The sequence below is a fragment of the Paraburkholderia caballeronis genome (assembly GCF_900104845.1).
Classification (GTDB): domain Bacteria; phylum Pseudomonadota; class Gammaproteobacteria; order Burkholderiales; family Burkholderiaceae; genus Paraburkholderia; species Paraburkholderia caballeronis.
Genome location: NZ_FNSR01000001.1, coordinates 2,077,428 through 2,100,254 on the forward strand (window position 1 = coordinate 2,077,428; position 22,827 = coordinate 2,100,254).

Below are 22,827 nucleotides of genomic sequence, written 5' to 3' on the forward strand. Positions count from 1 at the left end.
GCTTAGCCCCACGAAAACAGCGGAAACTGCAACTGGAGCGCCCACCAGAAGACCACGACCGCCAGCACCGTCATCGAGACGGCGAGGGTCAACGCGCTCTTCCATGTGTTCCCGCGGTCGCCCATTGCGGAAATGAACACGACGGCCAGCGTCGCCGGCACGAGGCCGCCGTATTTGCCCACGACGACGAAGGCGGCAATGCCCGCCAGGATGCACGCCCATGCCTTCCATTCCGGCGGCAGCCGCGCCTCCTTCTCCCGCGGCGTCGACAGACGCGTCACCACCACGATGGCCGCCCCGATGACGGCCATCAGGACGCCCAGCGCAACCGGAAAAAACCCCGGCCCCATCGCCGTCAACGTACCGACGTTGTACGACATGCCCCGTGCCATCGCGCCGAGCCCGGTCACGACCATCAACCCGCCCGCCAGATACTCCTTGCGGTTACCGCCTGCCAGCTTCTGCATGACTGCGTCTCCTCCTGGTTCTTTCGGCCACACCACCGTGCGCCCCGGACGAGCCGGGGTCCTCTTCGCGCGCGGCACACCGCTGCACGCTCCGAAGCCCTGCCCGACGCGCGGGAATCACGTGGAAACGTTGCTATGCGCCCGCTTCCCTGTCAATGCATTCCCGCGCCGGATAGTCCGATCGCCCGGCCATCCGGGCGGCATGCGCAGCAACACGCATGCCGCCGGCGCGCCTAGAAGCGCGTACGCAGACTCAACCCCGCGCCGAAGTTGTTGCGCGCGCCGGCGAAGCTGATCGGCGCGTTCAGATCGTTCACCGAAGCGCCGCTCAGGTGCGTGTGATCCATCTCCAGATACACGTCCGTGCGTTTGCTGAGCAGGTAGTCGGCGACGCCGTAGACGGTCTGGATCGTTCCGTTTCCGCCGGGCGTGACGTTGTGCGCGTAGTCGTACGAGTACGACAGCGTGAACACCAGGTCCGCGGCGGGTTGCCAGGTGGCGCCCACATGAACGTTCAGATCGTTACGGGCTTTCGTCTGCGGACCGGCCGCCGTCGTCAGGTTGTTGATGATCCCGGTGTTGGCGAGCGCGCCGCCGCTGTTGGCCGCCGCCACCGCGAAGCCGGCATCGCGCCGCGCATCGAGGCCGTACAGATACAGTCCGAACGGACCATACGTGTACAGCGTGCCGACCGAGCCTACCACGAGCTTGTGCCCCTGCGCATCCTTCGACTCGGCACCGGCCACGCCGACCTTGCCGCCGTTGAACGCGTAAATCGCGGAGCCCGCGGTCGTGCTGCCCGAACTGTTGCTGCCGGGCTGACCGCCGAGCGAACGCTGCAGCTTCAGCGCCACCGGACCGAACTGGTTGTCGTACTCGACGGTGTCGTCGAAGCGGCTACCCGTGAAGAACAGCGACCACTCCGTCGCAGGCAGGTTGCCTCCGCCGATCGGGTCGAAGGTGAACGCGAAGAAGCTATAGACCGCGCCATATTGCCGGCCGAGCTTCAGCGTGCCGAAACGGTCGCTCTGCAGGCCGACCCACGCGAACCGTCCGAACAGTTGCTGCTGCTGGTCGGACTTGCCGGTCGCGATGTTGTATCCCGACTCCAGATTGAAGATCGCACTCAGCCCGCCGCCGAGATCCTCCGAACCGCGGAGCCCCCACCGGTTGCCGTTGATCGCGCCTTCGCTCATCGAAAGCGCATTGCCGTTTCCGCCCGTCTGGAACCGTACCGCTTCGTCGATCAGGCCGTACAGCGTCACGCTGCTCTGCGCATGGCAGGCGGTTGCCGCCGCCATCATGGCCGCGGCGATAGTCAGCTTTCTCAAGATGTCTCCTCATTTAAGTATTTTCTTGACGACACGTGATGAGTCTCCGGCCCCGGGGTCTCCTCGTCCCGGCATCCGAAACCATCTTCTTCAACGCACTTCTATCTATTCGTAGTAGTGCATATCATGGTGACGACAGCGGCCGCGTCGAATCCGGTTCGCAGGGAAAGCGCCGCCGCAAACCGTCGCGGTCCTCGCAGCCGTTTCGGAAAACGCGTCAGCGGCTATGGGTTGCGAGCGCGCTTACCCGTTATCGACTTCGCCGGCTTGAGTTTAAATACCCCTTGCGCAGCGAGTAAGGCGTCACGCATCAATTCATCTTTGACAACTCGTCACGGACGGCCCGCGCCGCGCAACGCCTCCATCTCCGCGAGTGCAGCAGCCGCGGCCTTGCGCATGAGCCCCTGGTCCGACGACACGATAAAAGCCGTCGCGCCGCTGGCCTGAAACGTCGGCGCTTCCCGCGCGTCGCCGACCATGACGCAAACGGGCTTGCCGACCGCACGGGCCGCGCCGGAAATCCGCTCGACAGCGGCCAGCACCGCCGGCGCGCCGGCGGACGGCGCACCGAGCGCGACGGCGAGGTCCGCCCGCCCGACAAACACCGCGTCCAGCCCCTCCACCGCCACGATTGCGTCGATCTCGTCGAGCGCCTCCGGATCTTCGATCATCGCGATCACCGTCGTGCGGGCGTCCTGCCGCCCCACGCTCTGCTGCATCGGCGCGCTGCCATAACCGCCGGCACGCGGCGCACCGGAATAACCGCGCCGTCCGGGCCGGAAACGGCACATCCGGACCACTTCAGCTGCCCGCGAGGCCGAGTTCACGTGGGGGACGAGGACACCCTCGGCGCCGCAGTCGAGCGCCGTGCCGATCTCCGGGGCGGTTCCGCCGGCGACCCGCACGAGCGCGGGGATGTCCGTCGCATGGGCCGCCAGCATGGCCACGTCGATTGCGCCACGGTCGAAAGCGGCATGTTCCGCGTCGATGACGACGAAGTCGTACCGCAACTGACCGAGCAGTTCGATCGCATGCGACGTTGGCGTCTTGATGAAAGTGCCGACCAGAAAATCTCCCGAAGCAAGACGCGCACGGAAAGACGGTGCATTCTCGCTGCTGTGTCGTTCTGACATGATTTGGATACCGAAATGTATGAAACAGGGCTCCGCACGAATCGTGCGAAGCGGCGATGGCCGTGCAAACCAGTTTCTCTCTCGCGCAACCTCCCCCGCTGCTGACCGCCGTGCTAACGGCGCGCCGGCGGATAGGCCCGCACCGCTTCCTCGTTGATCCCGGTGCCCCAGCCCGGCCGGTCGGACAGAACCAGCACACCGTCTTCGATGACCGGCGGATGAGTCACGAATTCGCGAGCCCACGGCACATGGTCGACGTCGATCTCCATGATCCTCAGGTTGGGAACCGCCGCCGCGAACTGCGCGCTGATGCATTCCCCGAGGCAACCGCCGTAACTATGTGTCGCGACATTGACGTCGTAGCTGTCCGCGAGGCTGGCCATCTTGACCGCCTCCAGAAAGCCGTTCCAGTTCACGTCGATGATCGCCACGTCGACCGCCTGCAGGTCCAGGTAAGACCGCAATGCCCGGCGGCCGTAGACGGCTTCGCACGACGCAACCGGACAGTGGCCCGCGCGCCGCACGGCCGCCAGCGCAGCCGGCTCGGGCAGGTCGATTTCAAGCCACGTCAGATCGTGCGGCGCGACCGCCCGCGCGATCTGCCATGCGCCTTCAGGCCGGAAATGACAGTTCGCGTCGAGCATCAGCATGACGTCGTTTCCGGCGCCTTCGCGAAACGCGGCGAGCAGTTGATCGACCGACTGCAGCACCTGCCGGTCGACATTCAGCTCGGGAAAACCCGGCGACCAGCCGAACCCGGGACCGAAGCTGCGCAACTGCCCCTGGTCGTCCAGCAGGATGCTCGCCTTCAGCGCGCCGAATCCGCGCTGCCGGACCTCAGCGCCAAGCCGGACGATGTCGTCGAGCGTGCGAACCGGCTCGACGCCCAGCACCTGCGCATGACGCAGCCGGTAGCTGCCGCAATGCGACCAGTACAGCGGAATGCGCGTGCGGACCTGGCCGCCGAACAGCGCGGACACGGGCACGCCCAGCGCGTGCGCCTTGACGTCGAAGAGCGCGTTGAGCAGCGCGGCGACGGCCTGGCTGTTGAGCCCGCCCGGCGCCTGCCGAGTGCGCGCGCGCAGCAGCGCGTCGATTTGCTCGATCTGCCGGGGATCCGCGCCGACCAGCAGGCGTCCGAGCCCTTCGATGACCGCGGTCAGCCCCGCGTTTCCCGCATCGGTCCGGTACTCGGACCAGCCCACGAGCCCTTCGTCCGTCGACAGCTTGACGAACGAGATCGTGTACCAGCCGGCATCGGCATGCAGGGTTTCCAGTGCGGTGATTTTCATCGCGTCGCGCTCAGGCCGTCGTGGCCTTTTCTCCCTTGAACAGCGCGTCGATCCGGCGGTACGCGATCTGCCAGCGGCCGTCCGCCGCGCGTTCGCACCGGTCCGTCACGTCGGCGATCAGGATCGGCGGCTCCGACGGCAGCACCGGCTGCCCGTCGGCCGCATGGAGCAGCAGCACCCAGCGCGCGGTGGCACTGCGCTCGCCGATTTCCGACACGCGCAGGTTGCAGACCAGATGCCTCGATACGCGCTCGCCGCGAGCGTGACGGTCGGTGTAGAACGCCTGGATGGCCGCGCGTCCTTCGCGGGTGCGTCCGGCGCTGCTTTCGAACACGCCCTGCTCCGTGTAGAACGCGTGCGCGGTGCGCCCCCAGTTGTGGTCGACGTCGTGCCAGTAATCGGCCAGCAGCGCGTCGATTTCCATCCTGATCGCCAGCGGTGAAGACAGTTCCATACGTATTCCCTCGATCGGTGTGGTCGGTTCGACTGTCGGTCGCGCGCGGGTCATTTCACGTGCAGGTTGGCGCGGACCACCACGGGCGCCCATGTCTGGCCCTCGGTGTCCATGAACTTCTGGAATGCCACGTAATCCTGCCGGAACGGAATCGCGCCCACGTTCGCGAGGCGCTGCCGGGTTTCCGGCTGATCCAGCGCCGCGCTCACCGCGTCGCTCAACACCTTGAGCACCGCCGGCGGCGTGCCGGCGGGCGCCACGAGGCCGTACCACGCCGAGCGGGCGAGTTCCGGATAACCCTGCTCGGTGACCGTCGGCACGTCGGGCAACGACGGGATGCGCGCCGGCGAAGTCACCGCGAGCGCCCGCAGCTTGTCGCCCTTCACGAACGGCAGGCCCGAGGCCACCGAATCGGAAATCAGCCCGACGTAACCGCCCACCACGGCGGTCACCGCCGGCGCCTGGCCGGGGTACGGCACGGAAAGCAGCTTCAACTGCTGGTTCTGGTCGAGCATCGCCATTTCGACGTCCGTGATGATGCCGATGCCGCCGCTCGCATAACTCAGTTTGCCGGGCTGGCTGTGCGCGTAGTCGACCAGCTCGTGAAGGTTGTGAACCGGCACGGCCGGATTGGCGAGGATCAGCAGCGGCGACGTGCTCCAGCCCGCGACGGCCACCAGATCCTTGTGCGCATCGAAACCCGGATGCGCCCAGACAGTCGGGTTGATGACCGTCGCCGCCGTGGCGAGCAGCAGCGTATAACCGTCAGGCTCCGCATGAGCGACATAGGTCGTGCCGATGTTGCCGCCGGCGCCCGCGCGGTTCTCGACGACGATCGGCTGGTGCAGGCGCGCGCCGACGCTCGCGGCGATCAGCCGGCCTTGCACGTCGCCGCCGCCGCCCGGCGAAAACGGGACGATCAGCCGGATGGGCTTCTCCGGATAAGCGGCCAGCACCGGAGTGCTGAACGCCGCGACAGCCCATGCCATTGCCAATACACGTCTCCACTTTTTCATTCGTGCTTTCCTGTTCAGGTTGAGTGATTTTCGAGGATCGCGAGGTTCGGCTCGATGCCCAGCCCTGGCGCCTGGGGCACGGCGAACCGGCCTTCGCGTGGCACGGTCCCCGCATCGAACGGCCCTTCTTCGAGGTCGTAAAACAGATGTTCGATCCATGCGCCGGGCGCGAGCGCCGCGCAGACATGGATCGTCGCCAGCAGGCCCGGTCCGAAGTACGGCGAATGCGGCGTCACCAGCACGCCGTGGCGGGCCGCGCAGGCCGCGATCCGGCACAGCGCCGCGATTCCGCCGAGCTTGGTCACGCTCGGCTGAACGAAATCCAGCGCGTGGCCTGCGATCAGGCGTTCGAGGTCGCCAACCGACGCCGCGTTCTCCCCGGCGGCGACCGGCACCGACGTGCTGTCGCGCAACGCCGCGAGCGTCGCGTGGTCGTCCGGCGGCCAGATCGGCTCTTCGAGCCAGCGCACGTCGAACGCCGCCATCGCCCGGCTCGCCGCGCGCGCCTGCGACAGGTCCCACGCGCAATTGACGTCGACCATCAGCGGGGTGCGGGTGGGCCTGAGCACCCCGGCCGCCGCGCCGATCGCCGCCAGGTCGACTTCGTGCAGCTTGACGGCCGCATAACCGCGGGACAACGCTTCCCGGCACTCGCTCGCGACCACCTCGGGCGCGTGATAGCGGATCAGGCTCGCGTAGGCCGGCAACGACGTCGCGGCGTGGCTCGCGATCAGCGCGTGAACCGGCTTGCCCGCCGCCTTGCCGCGCAGGTCCCACAGCGCGATGTCCAGTCCGCTCAGCGCGTAGACCACGGGACCGCTCGCGCCGAGCAGATGCAGCGTCCGTTCGAGACCCGGCAGCAAGCCGTCGTCGAGCACGTCCTGTCCGGCGCAGCGGGGGGCGACGATCTGCGTCAACGCTTCGAGCGTCGTGGATGCCACGCCGAAGTGGCCGAACGCTTCGCCCCAGCCGGTCAGTCCTTCGTCGGTATCGACGCGCACCAGCACGGTTTCGTGCCAGGGCCGGGAAACCGTGCCGCCGAGCAGCACGGCTTCGCGATGATGAATGCGCTGCCGGTAGACCAGTCCGCTGACCTTGGTGATTCGCATGGGGTAAATACCTGCTCCGGTTGCTCACGGGGGCCGGCAACGGCGCGGACCAACCGCGGCGCCGGGCATTTCGATGGAGCCCAGTATAGCGACGGGAAGCCCCGGAACCGGGACCCGCGTGCCGGGATTTCGCGCTCCGAAAAATCGGTATCGCGCGCTGTACCCGCCCCACGGCCGCGCGTACATTTTGCCCCGTCGCCCGCCGGCAAACGCCGGCGCGAAATCGCGACAGCGCGGCCTTTCCCCTTCCCCATCCGAGCCGGAGTCAGCATGCCCACACCCGTTCGCCCAGTCAGTTACACCCGCTACGACGAGATCGACCCCCAGCAAACCGGACCCGACGGCACGCGAACCTGGATCGCGCGCGGCGCCAATTTCGTGGTGACCGTGTCGCGCGTTCGCGCCGGCTCGGTGCTGTCGCGCGAGAACCATCCGGACGAGTACATGGTGCTGCTGCCGGACACCGCCGCCACGCTGGACGCGGCGGACGCGCACGTCGAGGCCGCGGCCCAGACGCTCGCGATCATGCCGCCCGGCGCCAGCGCCGTGACGGCCCGCGACGACGGCCTGATCGTGCGGATCTTCTCGAACGAGGCGGCCGACCTGCTCGCGCTCGCGTCGAACGGCGAGCTGTACGCGGACGGCGCGCCGGACGTCGCCGCGCTCGTCCCGTGGCCGTCGCCGCCGGACGGTTTCCGGATCCGCGTCTATCCGCTCGCCGAGCATGTCCGCCCCGACGTCAACGCACGCGTATTCCGCTCGTCGAACCTGATGCTCAACATCCTCAACGTCCGCGAAACCCCGCGCGACACGAGCCGGCTCAGCCCTCACGCGCACGGCGACTTCGAGCAGGGCTCGCTCGCGCTGTCGGGCGCCTATGTGCATCACTGCCGTTATCCGTGGGGACCCGATCTGCGCACGTGGCGCGACGACGAGCACACGCAGATCGGCAGCCCTTCGCTGATGGTGGTCCCGCCCGGCGTGGTCCATACCAGCATGAACGTCGGCAGCGAACCGGGCTGGCTGATCGACATCTTCGCGCCGCCGCGGGCGGATTTTTCGGCGCGTCCCGATTTCGTGCGGAATGCGGCCGAATATCCGATGCCGCCGGTCAATCCCTGACCCCGGCCAGGGTGGCACCCAATTCCCGGCAGGCGGACATGTCGCGATAGTGGTTCCTTTGGTCGGAGCATGTCCATGGCGTCCTTTCCCCCGGTACAGTCCGTCGTGCGCGCGATGCAGTTGCTACAGGCCCTCAATACCCGGCCCGTTTCCACCATCGACGTGTTGCACAAGCAGACGGGCATCCCCAAGCCGTCGCTGGTCCGGCTGCTGCAGACCTTCGCCGAAATCGGGGTCGTGCGTCATGCGCCCCAGCACGGCGCCTATCTGCTGACTTCCCGGGTGTGCTCGCTCGCGTCCGGCTATCACGGCGAACCGAAGGTGGTCGAGGCATCGGCCCCGCTGCTCGACGATCTGACGAAGCGCATCAAATGGCCGGCCGCCCTCGCGATGTACGAAGACAATGCCGTGTTCGTCCGCTACAGCACCATTCCGATTTCGCCGCTCGCGCTGCTGCATTCGACCATCGACATGCGGCTCAGCCTCGTGAGCCGCGCGCTCGGCCGCGCGTACCTCGCGTTCTGCGACAACGACGAACAGGATTTCCTGCTGACCGCGCTGCAATCGTCGAAGTATCCGGAGGACCACTGCGCACAGGACGCCGACTCGATCCGCCGCGTGCTGGACGAGGTTCGCCGCGACGGTTATGCGAAGCGCGACCCCGGCGTGCGGCCGGTCTCGCACACGATCGCGGTGCCGGTGCTGTATGCGAACCGGGTTCAGGCGTCGATCGGCATTACGTTCTTTGCGTCGACCCTGTCGGTGCCGCAGGCCGTCGAACGTTATCTGGACGACCTGCTCGACACCGCCGACCGCATCGCGGCCGCGCTGTCGCAGATGCAGCCGTCGTCGTCCCCCAGCCGGCGCGATAGCCGCAGCGCAGCGGCCAGCACGCCCCGCGTCCTGCGCGACAGATCGGCCGGCGAACCGGCCGGGCGCGCCGTCGCGCTCGCCGAACACGAGCCGCTATGCTGAAGCGAAAGCGGCCCGCTCCCCCTTGAACAACGGAAGCCCCATGGCCGATTTCCTGACCGTTTCCACCGCCGGCCTCGACGCGCCGGATGCGTACCGCCTGCTGACCGGCGCGGTGGTGCCGCGCCCGATTGCGTGGATCACCACGCTCGGTCCGAACGGCGTGTCGAATGCCGCGCCTTTCAGCTCATACAACTTCATTGCGCACAGTCCGCCGATGGTGGCCGTCAACATCGCGCTGCGCGACGGCGAACTCAAGGACACGGCGCGCAACATACGCGCGACCGGCGAGTTCGTGATCAACGTGGTGACCGCCGACACGCTCGACCTGATGCACGAGTGCGGCGCGGAATTCGGCCCGGAAGTGAGCGAGCCGGAGCGGCTGAACATCGCGCTCCTTCCCGGGCAGTTCGTCGGCGCGCCGCGCATCGCGGCGTCGCCGGTCCACATGGAATGCCGGCTCGACCGCTGGATTCCGCTGGGACAAGGCATCAACACGCTGTACATCGGCGAGGTGCTCGCCTTTCACCTGTCCACCGACGTCTACGACGGACGTCACATCGACAGCGCGCGGCTGCGTCCCGTCGCGCGGCTCGGCGGCCCGCACTACGCGCTGATCGACAACATCGTGTCGAGGGCGGCGCGCCACACGGGCGCCAGGCCGCGCCATACCCACGTCCGTCCGCCCGCGTCCGCGGACGACACCGGCCGTTCATAACCACGTCCAGCGGGAAATCGCACCATGAGTTGCAGCGAAGACAAGCTCAGTTCCATCATCGTGCTGGTCCGGGTCGCGGAGTGCAGCAGCTTCACCGAGGCGGCGTTCCGGCTCGGCATGTCGGCGTCGGGCGTCAGCCGCGCGATCGCGCGCCTCGAAAAGCGGCTCGGGGTTCATCTCGTCAAGCGCACGACCCGCGGGCTCAGTCTGACCGACGAAGGCGTGGTGTACGTGGAACGCTGCCGGCTCGTGCTGGCCGAGCTGGAGGACGCCGATGCGCACATCATGAATCAGCGCAGTTCGCCGAGCGGCGTCACGCACGTGCAGATGCCGCCGGCCTTCGCGCGCAAGGTCGTGCTGCCGGCGCTGCCGCAGTTTCTGGAGCGCAACCCGGATCTGCAGGTCGAAGTGGAACTGAGCGGCAGGACGCCCGACCTGGCCGAAGAGTCGATCGACGTCGCGCTGCGCTTCGGCCATCCGCGCGATTCGCGCATCGTCGCGCGCAAGCTCTGCCATATCGCGAGCGTCGTCTGCGCGTCGCCACGCTACCTCGAACGTCACGGCGCGCCGGCGACCCTCGACGACCTGACGCGCCACCGCTGCCTCACGTTCGTGAATCCGCGCACCGGACGGCACGATCAATGGTCGTTCGTCGACGGCGGCCACACGCGATCGGTGCCGGTCCGCCAGGTGCTCAGCTCGAACGACATGCAGACGCTCGTCGATGCGGCCGTCGCGGGGTCCGGGATCGTGAACGTCGCCGACATCAACATCACGGACGAAATCGCGTCAGGCAGGCTGGTCCCCGTGCTGACGGATTACGTGCCGACGCACTACCCGCTTTATCTGCTCTATTTGCCGAACCGGCATCTGACCCGGCGCGTGCGCTGCTTCATCGACTTCATCGTCGACCTGCTGCAAACCGACCCGGCGCGGCCGTGCGTCGACGCGACGGCCCGCGCGGCAGCGGGTTATACGCCCGCGCGCCGCGTCGGGCCGCTTCATTCCGTGTCGTAACAATCCAGCGCGCGGGACAGCGCGTCGACCCATGCGTCGCCGCGCGCCGCGCGCATCAGCGACCGCGTGCGGCTCATGATCGTGCGCGGCACGCCGGCGATGGTCTGCGCCCAGCCGTCGGTCTCCTGCGCGAGCCGCTCGGCTGGAACGACGGCCGTGGCCCAGCCGCGGCCCAGCGCGTCGGCGGCGGACACCGGCGTGCCGCGCGCCAGCAGTTCGAACGCGGCGAGCCGCCCGACGCAATGCGTGAGCAGCGGCGTCACCATGTACGGCGCGATGCCTTTCGAGAGTTCCGGGAACGCGAGGCTCGCCTGCCCGGCCATCACGACGACGTCGCCGCACAGCGCGAGCACGGCGCCCGCGCCGACCGCCGGGCCGTTGACCCCCACCACGACCGGCACGGCCAGGCCGGCGAGGCGCAACTGCACGCTCGCCAGGAGTTCGAGCCGGTTGCGCGCCGCGGACGGATCGCGCCGGCCCTCCATCTCGCGCAGGTCGACGCCGGCGCAGAACACGTTGCCCGCGCCGGTCAGCACGACCGCGTTGACCGACGCGTCCTGCTCCACGCCGGCCAGCACGGTGGACAGCGCGTCGAGCAGCCGCGTATCCAGCGCATTGCGTTTCGACGGCCGGTTGAGCACGATCCGCAACACCGGACCGTGCCGCTCGCTGACCAGCGCCGGCTCGTCGCCGGCCTCGACCGGCGGACCGGATGACGCCGTGGTCTGACTCACGATACGCGTGCCTCCAGGGTCAACTGATGCGGATGTCGGCCGCCTTGATGACCTTCGCCCATTTCTGCGACTCGGCCAACATCATCTGGCGGTACTGGTCCGGCGTGCTGCCCTGGGCGATGGCGCCCTGCAGGCCGATCTTCTGCTTCACGTCCGGCATCGCCAGCACCTTGACGAGGCCGGCGCGAAACTTGTCGGTGATGCCCTGCGGCGTGTTCTGCGGCGCGACGATGCCGTAGTCCGATTCGACCAGCAGTCCGGGCTGGCCCAGTTCGGCCGTGGTCGGCACGCTGGGGATCTGCGGCACGCGCTCCGGCATGCACACGGCCAGAATCCTGATGCCGTGCGAGACGAACGGCAGCAGGCCCGACAGATCGGAGCACAGCAGCTGGATCTCGTTGCTCATCAGCGCCGTCACGGCGGGGGCCGCGCCGGTATACGGCACGTGCACGATGTTGATGCCGGTGAGCTGCCGCAGCAGTTCGGCGCCGAGGTGCGGCGTCGTTCCCACGCCCGCGGAGCCGTAATTGAGCTGCCCCGGCTTGCTCTTTGCCAGCGCGAGCAGTTCGCCGAACGTATTGACCTTCAGCGATTCGTTGACCGCGACGACCTGCGGCACGCGCCCGACGAGGCTCACGTAGTTGATCTGCGACGCGGTGTAAGGCAGTTTCTGCAACTGGGGCAACGCGGTGATCGCGCCGGGAACGCCGAACCCGAACACGGAGCCGTCCGGCGCGGCCTTGATCACGTAATAAAGGCCGATCGATCCGCCCGCCCCACCCTTGTTCTCGACGATCACGGGCTGGCCCAGTTCGTCGCCCAGTTTCGCGGACACGACCCGCGCGAGTCCGTCCACCGGACCGCCGGGCGGATACGGCACAACCAGTCGAACCGGCCGCCTCGGCCAGTCGTCGTCGGCGCGGGCCGCCGGACTCAGGATGGCCGCGCCGGCCATGCCCGCCAGGGCCGTCACGAAGTGGCGTCTCAACATCGTTGTCTCCTTTTGTTTTTGCCGCACTGTTGCACGGTTGCCGCTTATTTCGCGCCGTCTTCCGGCTCCGCCGCGCGCAACGCTTTGGACCACTGCGCATCGTAATCGGCGGGACGCTTTTCGAGGAACGAGGAAAATCCCTCCTGCCACTCCTGCGGGTCCAGGGCTTCGAGCAGCGCGTCGATGCCCGCCCAGTCGTCGGGCGCCGTGCGCCCGAGGCGGCGCTTGACGGCCGCCACCGCGTTGGGCGGACAGGCCGCGATCTGCTGCGCGAGTTCGAGCGCGCGATCGACCAGTTCGGCACCGTCCACGATCTGGTTGACGAGGCCGATCGACTTCGCTTCTTCCACGTCGAAACGCCGCCGCGTCAGGATCAGTTCGAGCGCCTTGCGACGGCCGACGATCTCCGGTAGACGCACCAGCGCGGTCCTCGGCAGCACGCCGAGGCCGAGTTCGGGCATCGCGAAGCGCGCGTTTCCGGAAGCCAGCACGAGGTCCGCGGACAGCAGCAGTTCGATGCCGCCGCCGAGCGCCAGCCCATCGACAGCGGCGATGACGGGGCGAGGGTCGTCGATCAGCGCGCGGAACAGCACGAGCGGCGTCAATGCGTCCGGCGCGGCCTTGCCCGGGTACAGCCAGTCGCCGTTGAGCATCTCGCGGATATCCGCGCCCGCGCAGAAATTGCCGATGCCCGACGCGATCACGAGCGCCCGCGCGCCGCTTGCGCGGCTGCGCCGGATGGCATCGAGCATCGCCTGCACCTGGCGCGTCGACAGCGCGTTGCGATGCGCTTCGTCGTGCATGGCGATCAGCGCCGCATGGCCGTGCATCGACAGGCTGACGCCTTCCAGGGGACCGCTCATCGCTCCTCCCTGCCCGCTGTGCCGGCCACCCGGGTGACCGACGCGTCCACCGCACGCGCTTCTCCGCGGCTGACGGTGACGGGATTCATCTCGATCTGGACCACGTCGTCGTTATCGATAAAGCAGCGGGCCAGCCGGTCCAGCAGAGCGACGGCCGCGTCGAAGCCGGACGCGCCGCGCCGCCCTTCGTGCAGGATCGCGCCGATCGTCGTGCGCTTCAGCGCGCGCGCGAAGGCGGCCGCCGACGCCGGCAGCGGGACGAACTGGACGTCGCCGAGCGCTTCGGTCCAGATGCCGCCGGAGCCCGTCATCAGCAGCGGCCCGAACACGGGATGCACGAACACGCTCGCGATCAGTTCGAGACCCGGCCGGAACTGGCTGAGGATCAGCGACGCGCCTTCGCGCCGCAGACGTTCGGCGGCGTCGGCCAGTTCGTCGGCATTGCGGATGTCCAGCACCACGCCGCCGCTGTCCGAGATATGCGTCTCGGACACGTCCTGCTTGAGCACGACCGGATAACCCAGCGATGCCGCCGCTTGCGCCACGCCATCGGACTGCACGGCGGCAAAACGCGCGACCGGCACGCCGTTGCGTTGCAGGAAGGCCATGCTGTCGCCTTCGCTGAGCGTCACGGCATTGCTCCCGGCGTTCGCGGTCCGCGCTGGCCGGCGCAGCGGTGCTTCGTCGACGCTTGCCGCCCTCATCGCCCGGAAGCAGCGCACCAGCAGATTGGCGCTGCGAAACACCGGGATGCCGGCCTGGGCCAGAATCCCCGGCGATTCCGCGTCGTAGCTGCCGCCGGTCCACAGCAGCACCAGCGGGCGGCCGATCGCGGGCGTGAGCGCCGCGAGGCTCTGGCAGGTCGCCCGGTAGTCCGCCGCCGCGGTGATGATCGGCACGATCGTCGTGACGGACGGATCGTCGGACAGAATCCGGATCGTGTGGTCCTGCAACGTGGGGTCGACGTAACCCTGGGTCGTCAGATCGACGGGGTTCTGCACCGCGATGAACTCGGGCAGCACCTCGCGCAGCCGTCGTTGCGTGGTCTCGGCGAGCGGCGCGAAGCGCATGCCCGACAGATCCACCTGGTCGGAGAACAGCACCACGTTGCCGCCGGAGACGGACAGCGCCGCGATGTCGTCGCCGTTCGCCGCCGTAATGCCCCGCCGCAGCAGGCTCGTACAGCCGACCGCCTCGTCGAGATCGTCCACGAACACGAGGCCGGCGTGCTGCGCACAGTCGCGCGCCACCCGGTAGTCGCCCGCGAGCGACCCCGTATGCGACTTCGCCATCGCCACGCCGGTCTCGCCCCGGCCGACCTTCAACAGCACCACCGGCTTCACGAGCCCGCGCCGCTCCACGACCTCGACCAGCTGCGCGACGATCGCATCGCTTTCGATCAGCATCACGACCACACGGGTCTTCGCATCGTCGAAGAAAAACTCCAGCAGGTCGGCAAACGAGACGCCCGCGGCATTGCCGCTCATCACCAGATAGCTGAGGTCGATGCCGGCCTGCGCCATGAACCACGACGCCGAATACGCAAGGCCGCCGCTCTGCGAGACGATCGCCACGTCACCGCTGTCCGACTGATGCTCCAGGGTCGGCACGCTCGTCGCGAACAGGCCGTCCACGAGGTTCGCGAAACCCATCGAGTTCGGTCCGAGAAACGTCATCTCGCCCGCCGCGTCGACCAGTTCCGCCTGCAGCCGGCTGCCCTCCTCGCCCAGCTCGGCGTAACCGGCGGCGATGATCGTCGCCGAGCGCACGCCCAGCCGGCGGCAGTCGGCGAGCACTTGCGGCACCTGGTCGGCCGGCAGCGCGATCACGCAATGTTCGACCGGCTCGCCGATCGCGTCGAGCGACGGGTAGCAGCGCAGGCCGAACAGTTCCTCCGCGCGCGGGTTCACAGGAAAGATCCGGCCGCTGTAGCGCCCGCGCGCCATGGTGGACAGAATGCGGCCGGAGACTTTCTTGACGGAGGACGACGCGCCGACGATCGCAATCGAGCGGGGACACAGCAGGGTCTGGACAGGGTTCGGATTTTTCATGGTGGATTCGGTCACGGCCGGTTAACCGAGAAGGTTTCTGGCGATCTGGAGGCGGTGCATTTCCGACGTGCCTTCGCCGATCCGGAACGCCCGCGCGTCGCGATACATCCGCTCGACCGGCAGGTCGCACACGTAACCCGCGCCGCCGAAGATCTGCACGACCCGGTCCGCGACCCGGCCGACCATTTCGCTGCCGTACAGCTTCGAGCGCGACGCCGCGATCCGCACGAGCCGGTCGCCGTTGTCGGCCAGCGTGGCCGCGTGATAGGTCAGCAGACGCGCGGCCTGCAATTCCACTTCCGAATCCGCGAGCATGAACTGGATCGCCTGGTGCTCGCCGATCGGCTTGCCGAACGTGACGCGCTGCGTCGCGTAATCGACGGCCAGTTCGAGCAGTTCGGCCGCCATCCCGACATAGCGGCCCGAGTACTGGATGCGGGTCGAGTTGATCGTCGCCATGATGCAGTCGAAGCCTTCGCCGACCTTGCCCAGCACGTGCGCGTCGCTCGCCTCGTAGTCGTCGAGCGAGAACACGCTGAGCGAGCTGCCGTGCCAGCCCATCTTCTTCAGCGTGCGCAGGTAGTGGAACGCCGGGCTCTTGCAGTCGACGATGAACATCGTGTAACGCGAGCGCAACGGCGCGTCCGGGTCCGTCACGGCGAGCAGGATCACGTAGTCCGCCGTCTTCGCGCTCGAAATGAACTGCTTGGTGCCGTTCAAAATCCATTTGTCTCCGTCGCGCCGCGCACGCGTCGCGACCCGGCCGAAATCGGAGCCGGCGTCGGGTTCCGTGATCGCATAGGCCAGCAGCTTGTCGGCCTTCAGGATCGGATCGAGGAACCACTCGCGCTGCTCGGGGTTCACGAACCGCAGGCTGCCCGGCAGATAACCGAGCGTGGCGGCGAGCGGAATCGTCGTGCGCCCGAGTTCTTCGCCGATCACGGCCTGCGCCAGCGCGCCCAGGCCGCCGCCGCCCAGCGCCTCGGGCAGGTTGTGCCCATACAGGCCGAGTTCGACGGACAGCTTGCGCAATTGCCGGTCGACCGCCGGGTCGACTTCGTCCGCTTCGTCGACCTGACGTTCGAGCGGTCTCAGGTTTCGATCGACAAACTGCTTGACGGTTTGCCGGATCATCTCCAGTTCGTGAGGCAACGTGAAATCCATACGACCCTTTGGTTTGCAGATGAAGGAGCCCGCCGACGCGGGCGCGCCGGTCCGGGCAGCGTTGAGGTTTTTGCTGGCTTTCTAGCGATGTTTTTTCGGTTCCGGCGCGACGTAGGGAATGCTGTCCCGCGCCGCCTTGCGCAACGCGCGCACGGAATCGGTCTGCTGCTCTTCCTGTACGTGGGCGAGCAGCCCGCCCGCACGCGAGATGACCGCGAGGCCGCGCATGATGTCCGGCTCGAAGCCCATTTCGAGAAGCAGTGCGCCGATCATGCCGGTGGCGTTGATCGTCAAATGCTTCTGGTAGATGCGATCGACCACGGCCGACAGGGTCAGCAGGAATTCGACGTAACGGCCGGCGAGGCCGGATTCGCGCGCGATGTCGAGCAGCCGCGGCGTGCGCGGATCGTCGGGCTTGTGATGCGGGTGTCCGAAGCCGGGCACCGGCGCGCGGCGCTCGCGGTAGTCGCGGACGAGCCGCTCGCAGTAGTCGGCGGCCGGCTCGCCCGACGCCACGCCGAGCTTCAGCAGTCTGGCGCAGTCCTCCATCGTGCCGGCGAACACGTTGCCGACCGTCACGAGCCCGGCGGTCATCGCAACCTGCACTTCGGACGGCACGCTGTGCGCGGCCAGCCGCGCGATGAGCGCCGACGGCGTGAGGCCGTGCTCCATCAGCGTCACCAGCACGGCGTCGAGCGCCTTCGTTTCGGCCGGCGTCGGGAAACGGTCGCGCAGCAGAAAGAAAACCATCTCGGTATAACTATGCTTGCCGATCAACTCGTCAACGAGGTCGTAGCCCCGGATTTCGATCCGGTCGATCAGCACGTTGGCGATGTGGGTTTGCGCGTCGGACATGGTGTAAAAAGGCTGGACGTGAAGGTCTGCGGAAGACCGCAGCGGGAATGGGCCGGATGCGGTGCCCTGGGAAGGATGTCTCGTTCGTCGTAATTTGAATCGAGTGTAAGCAGCGCCGGCAGCGCCGGAAAGCGGCTGCCGATCAATTCAGCTGTGACAACAAATCAACGGGAGTTGGGGCGTTTCCCGCGGCCGGCATGGGCTGGCGTGGCCGCATTGACGGTTGATCTTGCGAGATCCTTTCCGGGGACCACCGGATGTCGCCTGCCGGGAGCAAGGCTCCACGGATTCAGTCGCGCCGCAACATGCGCGATGGCGTCGAACGGCCACGCACGAGCCGCTGGATCGGCTATCTAAAACGGCTCATTGCAGATAGATTGCGATCACCATATAATTGACCTATCGAATCGGCGGAGAGCTTCATGAGGGTCAGTCGCGCGCAGGCGGAAGAGAATCGGCAGGCGGTCATCGAGTCGGCCGGCCAGTTATTCCGTCAACATGGTTTCGACGGGGTCGGCTTGAACGATCTGATGGGGGCTGTGGGCCTCACCCAGGGCGGGTTCTACAAACAGTTCAAGTCGAAAGACGACCTGGCGGTTCAGGCCTGCGACCGCGTTCTGGCGGTCAGCGCGGAACGATTGACCCGCATGGTCGACGACAGCGGCGATGATCCGCTGGCCGCCATAGTCAGCCAGTATCTGTCGTGCACCCATCGCGACCGGATCGGTGAAGGCTGCATCTTCCCCGCACTCGGCACCGATGCCGCACGGCATAGTCCGGAATTGATCCGAAGTTTCGAAGCCGGCATCCGGTCGTATCTGAAGGTCCTCGACCGTGCCGCGGAGGCTTCGTCCCCGGACAGGCCAGAGAAGGACCCCACCGTCGTGCTCTCGACGATGGTGGGCGCCCTTTTGTTGTCCCGCCTCGTCGAAGACGAAGCGCTTTCCCGCCGGATACTCGATGCGGCGACGCGCAGCCTTATCGGGGGCAATGACAGTCCCGAAGCGGACGCCCGTTAACTCTCGGGGCTGACTGCTCGGCCCAGGAAATACGGCCCAATACAGGTTCGCCATTCTTGACGGCGTGCCGCACGCCGGCCCATCGACGCGCTCGAATTCGCGTCGAGCCTCTATCCTTTATAGTAAGGAATGCCACTCATGCGTTATAGACTTTTCGGAAAACATACCGGCCTCCGGGTATCGGAGCTGGTGCTGGGCGCGGGCAGTTTCGGCACGCGCTGGGGCCATGGCGCCGAACCCGACGAGGCCCGTCGCATCTTCGACGCCTACGCGGATGCCGGCGGCAACTTCATCGACACGGCCAACGGCTACCAGTTTGGTCAGTCGGAAGAAATCCTGGGCGAACTGCTGGCCGGTCGGCGCGACGAGTTTGTCCTGGCCACGAAATTCACGATGCGGACGGACAACACCTCCGGGCTTCTCGTCACGGGGAATAGCCGCAAGGCAATGGTTGCGTCGGTGGAGGCGAGCTTGAAGCGGCTCAAGACCGACCGGATCGATCTCTACTGGGCGCACGTGTCCGATGGCGTCACGCCCGTCGAAGAGATCGTGCGCGGTTTCGACGATCTCGTCCGGGCCGGAAAGATTCTGTATGCCGGGCTGTCCGATTTCCCGGCGTGGCGGGTAGCGCGAGCCGCGACGATCGCCGAGCTGCGCGGCGCGGCGCCCATCGCGGGGCTTCAGGTCGAGCACAGTCTCGTCGAACGCAGCACCGAACAGGAACTGCTCCCGGCCGGCCACGCGCTCGGCCTCGGTGTCGTCGCGTGGTCGCCGCTGGGCGGCGGCATGCTGACCGGCAAATATCGTCACGGTGAAAAAGGCCGCGCGGAAGGTTTCGGCGGCAGGGTGTTTCAGGCCGAAAACTCGCCGCAGCGCACGGCCGTCCTCGACACGCTGATCGCCATCGCGCAGGATGCCGGCGTCACGCCGGGCGAAATCGCCATCGCATGGGTCGCGGCCAAGGGTTCGCTTCCGATCATCGGGCCGCGCACACTGGCGCAACTCGAAAACAATCTCGCTGCCGCGAACGTGACACTGTCGCCACAACAGATTGCACGTCTCGACGAAGTGAGCGCGATCCCGTTTGGCTTTCCCTACACCGTCATCAACGATCCTGAAACCCGCCAGTTGTACACGGGCGGCAAAGCCGATCAGTTCGACGCCCCTTCCAGAATCGTTGCTTGAGGAGCGATGCAATGACCAGAATTCTCGTTACCGGCGCGACCGGCGGCCTGGGCAGCCAGGTGGTCGAATTCCTGCTCGATCGTGTTCCCGCCCGCGATATCGTCGCGCTGGCTCGCGATCCCGCAAGGCTGCCGTCGTTCGCGGCACGAGGCGTAGAGATCCGGACCGGGGACTATCTGGACCCCGCGTCGCTTGAGCGCGCCTTCGCGGGCGTGGACAAATTGCTGCTCGTATCGGCCCGAGCCTTCACCGATGCCTTTACGCAGCATGCGAACGTGGTCGAGGCGGCAAAGCGGGTCGGCGTGCGCCATCTGCACTATGTCTCGCTCCAGAAAGCCGAAGGCAGCACGTTCGAAATCCCGGCGGTGACGCAATGGGAGCGGGAAACCGAGGCGCTGTTGCAGACCTCGGGGCTCGATGTGACGATCCTGCGCAACACGATGTATTTCGACACCCTGCCTTTCGGCAAGAGCGTGACCGAAGCCGGCATCCGGGTGCCCGCCGGCCGGGGCCGCGGAGCCTTTGCCAGCCGGCGCGACCTTGCGGAAGGCGCCGCCGCTGCGTTGTGCGGCGACGGTCATGAAGGCAAGCGCTATACGCTCGGTGGTAGCGAAGCCGTCGATATGGCCGATATCGCGGCGGCGATGTCCGAAGCGGGCGGACAAGCGATCGACTATCGCGAAGTGCCGGTCGCCGAATTCATCGAGGCGCGCATCGAGGAAGGATTTCCCGAACCGGTGGCCGAGTTTGCCGCCGCCTGGTTTCAGGCCATCGCGGCGGGTGAATTTTCCGAGGTCACGGGAGACCTGGAGCGTCTTATCGGGCGTCCGCCTCAATCGGCGCGAGATTTCTATCGTGCCTCGCATCGCGCCTGATCGGCGTTCAATGTGCCGATCACGGCGAGCATAACCATGATCGGCACACGTCTCGATGTTCTGGTCGTCTCGCGGCCGGCGCAACAGCGCAGCAGAGCATTTCGGCTGGTTCTCCGGCTTCGAGCGGCATGTCCCAGGATGCCCTCGTCTGCGCCCCGGCAGCATCAGCCGCTTTTACGTCCCGACCCAAAGCGCACCGCTACCCAAACAGGCATAACGAGGGCGATCCACGCCGCCACATGCCAGATCCCGCTACCCAGCAGCGCCGACAACAGCCCAAAGACCGTCGTCGCCGCCAGAACGAGCGGAATACGCCATACCCGGTAAAACGCCGCAGCCCGATCTGTCCGCGCTCGCATTCGTCAATTTTTGCTGAAAAATAAAATTGTATAGCGGTTATCCTGATTTCATTGGATTTTCTCGCGTACCTTTCGTTCTTCCAGCGAAATTTGTATAGCCATCACATTGATTTTAAATGATAAAAGTAAGAAAAGACCATGCGCTTTTGTAGGATCTGTCGCTTGCCGGGAATTTCTCACATGTCGGAAAGTTGCCCAGCGCCCATTCCAGATCAAAGGTGAATGGAAAAATGGGGGGCAAAATAAAACATTTTGCTTCGCGGCTACGCCAGCGTGGGTTCGCTCTGTTTTCGACGGAGGGCCGCGCACGCACGGGGTATCCCGAATTGGGCATGCGTGCCGGACGGTGAGTCCGTCGCAGACTATTCCGTCATGGACCCTATCAAGAAATTTAGCTCGTTCCACGATTGGTATTTAACGGGAATTTCTACGGACCTTGATGCAGGCGTCGTTGAACTTGCATTGATGTTCGACAACAAGAAGGACCGTGCTCGCGCCCGGTTCCAAGGTGCGACGCGCTGCCTTGTGACGGATTTTCTCATTCAAAACATCATCTACGACTTGAAAGTGCTCACTGATTTTGAGTCATCTGATTACAAACTCGCTCTCGATGCGCTCGAAAAGTCGTATTTCGGGAAAGAAAACCGACCTAATAAGGCCATCGCATCCGTAAGAGCCACAATAGGCGCTGAGTTGCTTATTGAATTCGATACAGTGAATATTGTCGTTGACCCGCAGTGACGAGCGCACAGCTTGGCGGCGCTTGCCTACATGGCAATCATGACGCTGTGTGCAGCGAAGTCGGATTTTGACGCGGGAGTCGGCGCGGCACGCGTGCTATACAAGTTTGTTTTTTTGTACCATACAACTCTATTTTGTCTCAACATCAATCCCGTTCCCTGTCGCCCACCCGCCGCGTCGCCGGCGCCTGTCCGGATTCCGGCGCACCGGCGAGTCGTCTGTATCGTTCGGCGCGAGCCTTGTGCCGTGCGATCCACAGGTACACCCCGCTGCCCAGGATCGCTATCGTCATGACATCCAGCAACGCCCAGATAATCTTGAGAGGAAGCCCCGCGTAGTCGCCGAAATGCAGCGGCCTCGCAGTCAGCAACGTGGTCAGATACCAGGGCAGCGACGGTTTTGCCGTCATGCGTCCCGTTCGCGCATCCACCAGCACCGGCGTGGCGAGTTGCGAGGTCAGCGGCGTATCGCCGTGAGTCCAGATCAGGTAATGGTATGGGCTGCCCAGCCGGCCGTCCGGAAACCGGATGCTGCGCACGGTTTTTCCCGGCTCCGCGCGCAACGCCGTTTCGTAGGCCGCCTGTACCGAGCCGGGACGCGAAGGCATCGGCTGATTCCGGTACGCCGCCAGCAGCGCGCCGAGTTCGGTGTTGCGCCAGACGTCGTACAGCGGCGTCGAAAGCTGGTTGATGATGCCGGTCGCGCCGACGCACAACACCCAAGCCACGGTCACGATGCCCAGCAGGTTATGAAGATCGAGCCAGCGGATGCGCGCCGGCCGGTCGTGGCGCACCGTGCCGAATGGCAGTTTCTTCATGAACGGACCGTACAGCGCCACGCCGGACACCGTCGCGATCACGAATAGCAACGCCATGGCGGCGAGAAACAGTTCGCCGGGCAGTCCGGCGAACCAGTCCGTGTGCAGCCTGAACATCAGGCCGATCCACAACGGCGACGTGTGTTCGCCGGATCGTGCGGCGTGAATCACCCGCCCGCTGCGCGCGTCGAAACGCACCACGTGATCGAGGCCGCGCGCCGCGTCATACGACGGGCCGAGCCCCATCCAGATCTGGCCGCTGTCGTCCTCGATGCTCAGCCAGCGCACCGTTTCGCCCGGAAAAACGCCGCCCGTCCCGACGGCGGAGGCGACGAGCCGGTCGAGATCGACGAGCGGCGTGTCCGCGGACAGCGCGGCCGCCGGCGGATCGCCGCGCCAGTGTTCGCTGATCTCGTCGAGAAAGATGAGCGGCAGGCCGGTGAGGCAGACGATCAGCAGAAACAGCGTGCAGACGAGGCTGCTCCACGTATGCAGCCGCAGCCAGAGGCGCGTCGAAGGAGCCATGAGCGGAGCGCGCCGTG

Annotated in this window: 22 protein-coding genes; 8 read left to right on the forward strand and 14 right to left on the reverse strand. The window is 66.4% G+C overall.

Annotation, left to right across the window (positions count from 1 at the left end; all coding sequences use genetic code 11):
* Positions 1-2: 2 nt before the first annotated feature.
* From BLV92_RS09260 to BLV92_RS09290, 7 genes are all read right to left on the reverse strand, one after another.
* Complete coding sequence (locus BLV92_RS09260; RefSeq protein WP_090544277.1) at positions 3-467, reverse strand: tripartite tricarboxylate transporter TctB family protein; 465 nt, start codon at positions 465-467, stop codon at positions 3-5.
* A 233-nt stretch (positions 468-700) separates the two neighbouring features.
* Positions 701-1,798, reverse strand: a complete 1,098-nt coding sequence (locus BLV92_RS09265) for a porin (protein WP_243842725.1) — start codon at positions 1,796-1,798, stop codon at positions 701-703.
* A gap of 332 nt (positions 1,799-2,130) precedes the next feature.
* Entirely contained in the window at positions 2,131-2,931 is an 801-nt protein-coding gene (locus BLV92_RS09270) for an HpcH/HpaI aldolase family protein (RefSeq protein ID WP_090544281.1), read from the reverse strand.
* 113 nt (positions 2,932-3,044) lie between these two features.
* Positions 3,045-4,223: a mandelate racemase/muconate lactonizing enzyme family protein gene (locus tag BLV92_RS09275; RefSeq protein WP_090544282.1), complete on the reverse strand. Its 1,179-nt coding sequence runs from the start codon at positions 4,221-4,223 to the stop codon at positions 3,045-3,047.
* Between the two features lie 10 nt (positions 4,224-4,233).
* Positions 4,234-4,677, reverse strand: a complete 444-nt coding sequence (locus BLV92_RS09280; RefSeq protein ID WP_166676708.1) for a nuclear transport factor 2 family protein — start codon at positions 4,675-4,677, stop codon at positions 4,234-4,236.
* A gap of 50 nt (positions 4,678-4,727) precedes the next feature.
* Positions 4,728-5,666 carry a Bug family tripartite tricarboxylate transporter substrate binding protein gene (locus tag BLV92_RS09285; protein ID WP_166676707.1) on the reverse strand — a complete coding sequence of 313 codons (939 nt, stop codon included), beginning with the start codon at positions 5,664-5,666 and terminating at the stop codon, positions 4,728-4,730.
* A 41-nt stretch (positions 5,667-5,707) separates the two neighbouring features.
* Positions 5,708-6,802 carry a mandelate racemase/muconate lactonizing enzyme family protein gene (locus BLV92_RS09290; RefSeq protein WP_090544287.1) on the reverse strand — a complete coding sequence of 365 codons (1,095 nt, stop codon included), beginning with the start codon at positions 6,800-6,802 and terminating at the stop codon, positions 5,708-5,710.
* Between the two features lie 270 nt (positions 6,803-7,072).
* Between BLV92_RS09290 and BLV92_RS09295 the strand changes: the two genes are divergently transcribed.
* The 4 genes from BLV92_RS09295 to BLV92_RS09310 all read left to right on the forward strand — a co-directional run bounded on the left by BLV92_RS09295 (position 7,073) and on the right by BLV92_RS09310 (position 10,631).
* On the forward strand, positions 7,073-7,924 hold the full coding sequence (locus BLV92_RS09295; RefSeq protein WP_134046601.1) for a cupin domain-containing protein: 852 nt from the start codon (positions 7,073-7,075) through the stop codon (positions 7,922-7,924).
* 75 nt (positions 7,925-7,999) lie between these two features.
* Positions 8,000-8,899: a DNA-binding transcriptional regulator gene (locus BLV92_RS09300; RefSeq protein ID WP_090544290.1), complete on the forward strand. Its 900-nt coding sequence runs from the start codon at positions 8,000-8,002 to the stop codon at positions 8,897-8,899.
* Positions 8,900-8,939: 40 nt separating this feature from the next.
* On the forward strand, positions 8,940-9,614 hold the full coding sequence (locus tag BLV92_RS09305) for a flavin reductase family protein (protein WP_090544292.1): 675 nt from the start codon (positions 8,940-8,942) through the stop codon (positions 9,612-9,614).
* Positions 9,615-9,638: 24 nt separating this feature from the next.
* Positions 9,639-10,631, forward strand: a complete 993-nt coding sequence (locus BLV92_RS09310; RefSeq protein ID WP_090544294.1) for a LysR family transcriptional regulator — start codon at positions 9,639-9,641, stop codon at positions 10,629-10,631.
* On the opposite strand, the gene BLV92_RS09315 is transcribed toward BLV92_RS09310, so the two are convergent.
* The 6 genes from BLV92_RS09315 to BLV92_RS09340 form a co-directional block, all read right to left on the reverse strand.
* Entirely contained in the window at positions 10,616-11,365 is a 750-nt protein-coding gene (locus tag BLV92_RS09315; RefSeq protein WP_166676706.1) for an enoyl-CoA hydratase/isomerase family protein, read from the reverse strand. The two genes, BLV92_RS09310 and BLV92_RS09315, sit on opposite strands and share 16 nt — an antisense overlap.
* A 19-nt stretch (positions 11,366-11,384) precedes the next feature.
* Positions 11,385-12,356, reverse strand: a complete 972-nt coding sequence (locus BLV92_RS09320) for a Bug family tripartite tricarboxylate transporter substrate binding protein (protein WP_090544298.1) — start codon at positions 12,354-12,356, stop codon at positions 11,385-11,387.
* Between the two features lie 44 nt (positions 12,357-12,400).
* A complete protein-coding gene (locus tag BLV92_RS09325; protein WP_090544300.1) occupies positions 12,401-13,219 on the reverse strand; it encodes an enoyl-CoA hydratase/isomerase family protein in 819 nt (272 codons plus the stop codon).
* Positions 13,216-15,270 (reverse strand): acetate--CoA ligase family protein, encoded by a 2,055-nt coding sequence (locus tag BLV92_RS09330; protein WP_090544302.1) that lies wholly within the window; start codon positions 15,268-15,270, stop codon positions 13,216-13,218. The genes BLV92_RS09325 and BLV92_RS09330 overlap by 4 nt, the downstream gene beginning before the upstream one ends.
* A gap of 21 nt (positions 15,271-15,291) precedes the next feature.
* On the reverse strand, positions 15,292-16,422 hold the full coding sequence (locus BLV92_RS09335) for an acyl-CoA dehydrogenase family protein (RefSeq protein WP_208325559.1): 1,131 nt from the start codon (positions 16,420-16,422) through the stop codon (positions 15,292-15,294).
* A 93-nt stretch (positions 16,423-16,515) separates the two neighbouring features.
* Positions 16,516-17,289, reverse strand: a complete 774-nt coding sequence (locus BLV92_RS09340; protein ID WP_090544306.1) for a citryl-CoA lyase — start codon at positions 17,287-17,289, stop codon at positions 16,516-16,518.
* A 422-nt stretch (positions 17,290-17,711) separates the two neighbouring features.
* Here BLV92_RS09340 and BLV92_RS09345 point away from each other — a divergent pair, with 422 nt between their 5' ends.
* The 4 genes from BLV92_RS09345 to BLV92_RS09365 all read left to right on the forward strand — a co-directional run bounded on the left by BLV92_RS09345 (position 17,712) and on the right by BLV92_RS09365 (position 21,468).
* Positions 17,712-18,308, forward strand: coding sequence for a TetR/AcrR family transcriptional regulator (locus tag BLV92_RS09345; RefSeq protein WP_090544308.1), 597 nt, complete (start codon positions 17,712-17,714; stop codon positions 18,306-18,308).
* Positions 18,309-18,446: 138 nt separating this feature from the next.
* The gene (locus BLV92_RS09350) at positions 18,447-19,493 is read left to right on the forward strand and encodes an aldo/keto reductase (protein ID WP_090544311.1); all 1,047 of its coding nucleotides are present in this window, start codon (positions 18,447-18,449) and stop codon (positions 19,491-19,493) included.
* Between the two features lie 11 nt (positions 19,494-19,504).
* Complete coding sequence (locus BLV92_RS09355; RefSeq protein WP_090544313.1) at positions 19,505-20,368, forward strand: SDR family oxidoreductase; 864 nt, start codon at positions 19,505-19,507, stop codon at positions 20,366-20,368.
* A gap of 731 nt (positions 20,369-21,099) precedes the next feature.
* The gene (locus BLV92_RS09365; protein ID WP_090729916.1) at positions 21,100-21,468 is read left to right on the forward strand and encodes a hypothetical protein; all 369 of its coding nucleotides are present in this window, start codon (positions 21,100-21,102) and stop codon (positions 21,466-21,468) included.
* Positions 21,469-21,613: 145 nt separating this feature from the next.
* Here BLV92_RS09365 and BLV92_RS09370 read toward each other — a convergent pair whose 3' ends face one another.
* A complete protein-coding gene (locus BLV92_RS09370) occupies positions 21,614-22,810 on the reverse strand; it encodes a PepSY-associated TM helix domain-containing protein (protein ID WP_090544319.1) in 1,197 nt (398 codons plus the stop codon).
* Positions 22,811-22,827 lie beyond the last annotated feature (17 nt).

Excerpts from the sequence above, each read along its gene's own strand:
- BLV92_RS09270 (WP_090544281.1), bottom strand. The coding sequence starts at position 2,931 with ATGTCAGAACGACACAGCAGCGAGAATGCACCGTCTTTCCGTGCGCGT.
- BLV92_RS09295 (WP_134046601.1), top strand. The coding sequence starts at position 7,073 with ATGCCCACACCCGTTCGCCCAGTCAGTTACACCCGCTACGACGAGATC.
- BLV92_RS09310 (WP_090544294.1), top strand. The coding sequence starts at position 9,639 with ATGAGTTGCAGCGAAGACAAGCTCAGTTCCATCATCGTGCTGGTCCGG.
- BLV92_RS09280 (WP_166676708.1), bottom strand. The coding sequence starts at position 4,677 with ATGGAACTGTCTTCACCGCTGGCGATCAGGATGGAAATCGACGCGCTG.
- BLV92_RS09355 (WP_090544313.1), top strand. The coding sequence starts at position 19,505 with ATGACCAGAATTCTCGTTACCGGCGCGACCGGCGGCCTGGGCAGCCAG.
- BLV92_RS09260 (WP_090544277.1), bottom strand. The coding sequence starts at position 467 with ATGCAGAAGCTGGCAGGCGGTAACCGCAAGGAGTATCTGGCGGGCGGG.
- BLV92_RS09350 (WP_090544311.1), top strand. The coding sequence starts at position 18,447 with ATGCGTTATAGACTTTTCGGAAAACATACCGGCCTCCGGGTATCGGAG.
- BLV92_RS09275 (WP_090544282.1), bottom strand. The coding sequence starts at position 4,223 with ATGAAAATCACCGCACTGGAAACCCTGCATGCCGATGCCGGCTGGTAC.
- BLV92_RS09370 (WP_090544319.1), bottom strand. The coding sequence starts at position 22,810 with ATGGCTCCTTCGACGCGCCTCTGGCTGCGGCTGCATACGTGGAGCAGC.
- BLV92_RS09285 (WP_166676707.1), bottom strand. The coding sequence starts at position 5,666 with ATGGCATGGGCTGTCGCGGCGTTCAGCACTCCGGTGCTGGCCGCTTAT.
- BLV92_RS09300 (WP_090544290.1), top strand. The coding sequence starts at position 8,000 with ATGGCGTCCTTTCCCCCGGTACAGTCCGTCGTGCGCGCGATGCAGTTG.
- BLV92_RS09340 (WP_090544306.1), bottom strand. The coding sequence starts at position 17,289 with ATGTCCGACGCGCAAACCCACATCGCCAACGTGCTGATCGACCGGATC.
- BLV92_RS09325 (WP_090544300.1), bottom strand. The coding sequence starts at position 13,219 with ATGAGCGGTCCCCTGGAAGGCGTCAGCCTGTCGATGCACGGCCATGCG.
- BLV92_RS09345 (WP_090544308.1), top strand. The coding sequence starts at position 17,712 with ATGAGGGTCAGTCGCGCGCAGGCGGAAGAGAATCGGCAGGCGGTCATC.
- BLV92_RS09330 (WP_090544302.1), bottom strand. The coding sequence starts at position 15,270 with ATGAAAAATCCGAACCCTGTCCAGACCCTGCTGTGTCCCCGCTCGATT.
- BLV92_RS09320 (WP_090544298.1), bottom strand. The coding sequence starts at position 12,356 with ATGTTGAGACGCCACTTCGTGACGGCCCTGGCGGGCATGGCCGGCGCG.
- BLV92_RS09305 (WP_090544292.1), top strand. The coding sequence starts at position 8,940 with ATGGCCGATTTCCTGACCGTTTCCACCGCCGGCCTCGACGCGCCGGAT.
- BLV92_RS09365 (WP_090729916.1), top strand. The coding sequence starts at position 21,100 with ATGGACCCTATCAAGAAATTTAGCTCGTTCCACGATTGGTATTTAACG.
- BLV92_RS09290 (WP_090544287.1), bottom strand. The coding sequence starts at position 6,802 with ATGCGAATCACCAAGGTCAGCGGACTGGTCTACCGGCAGCGCATTCAT.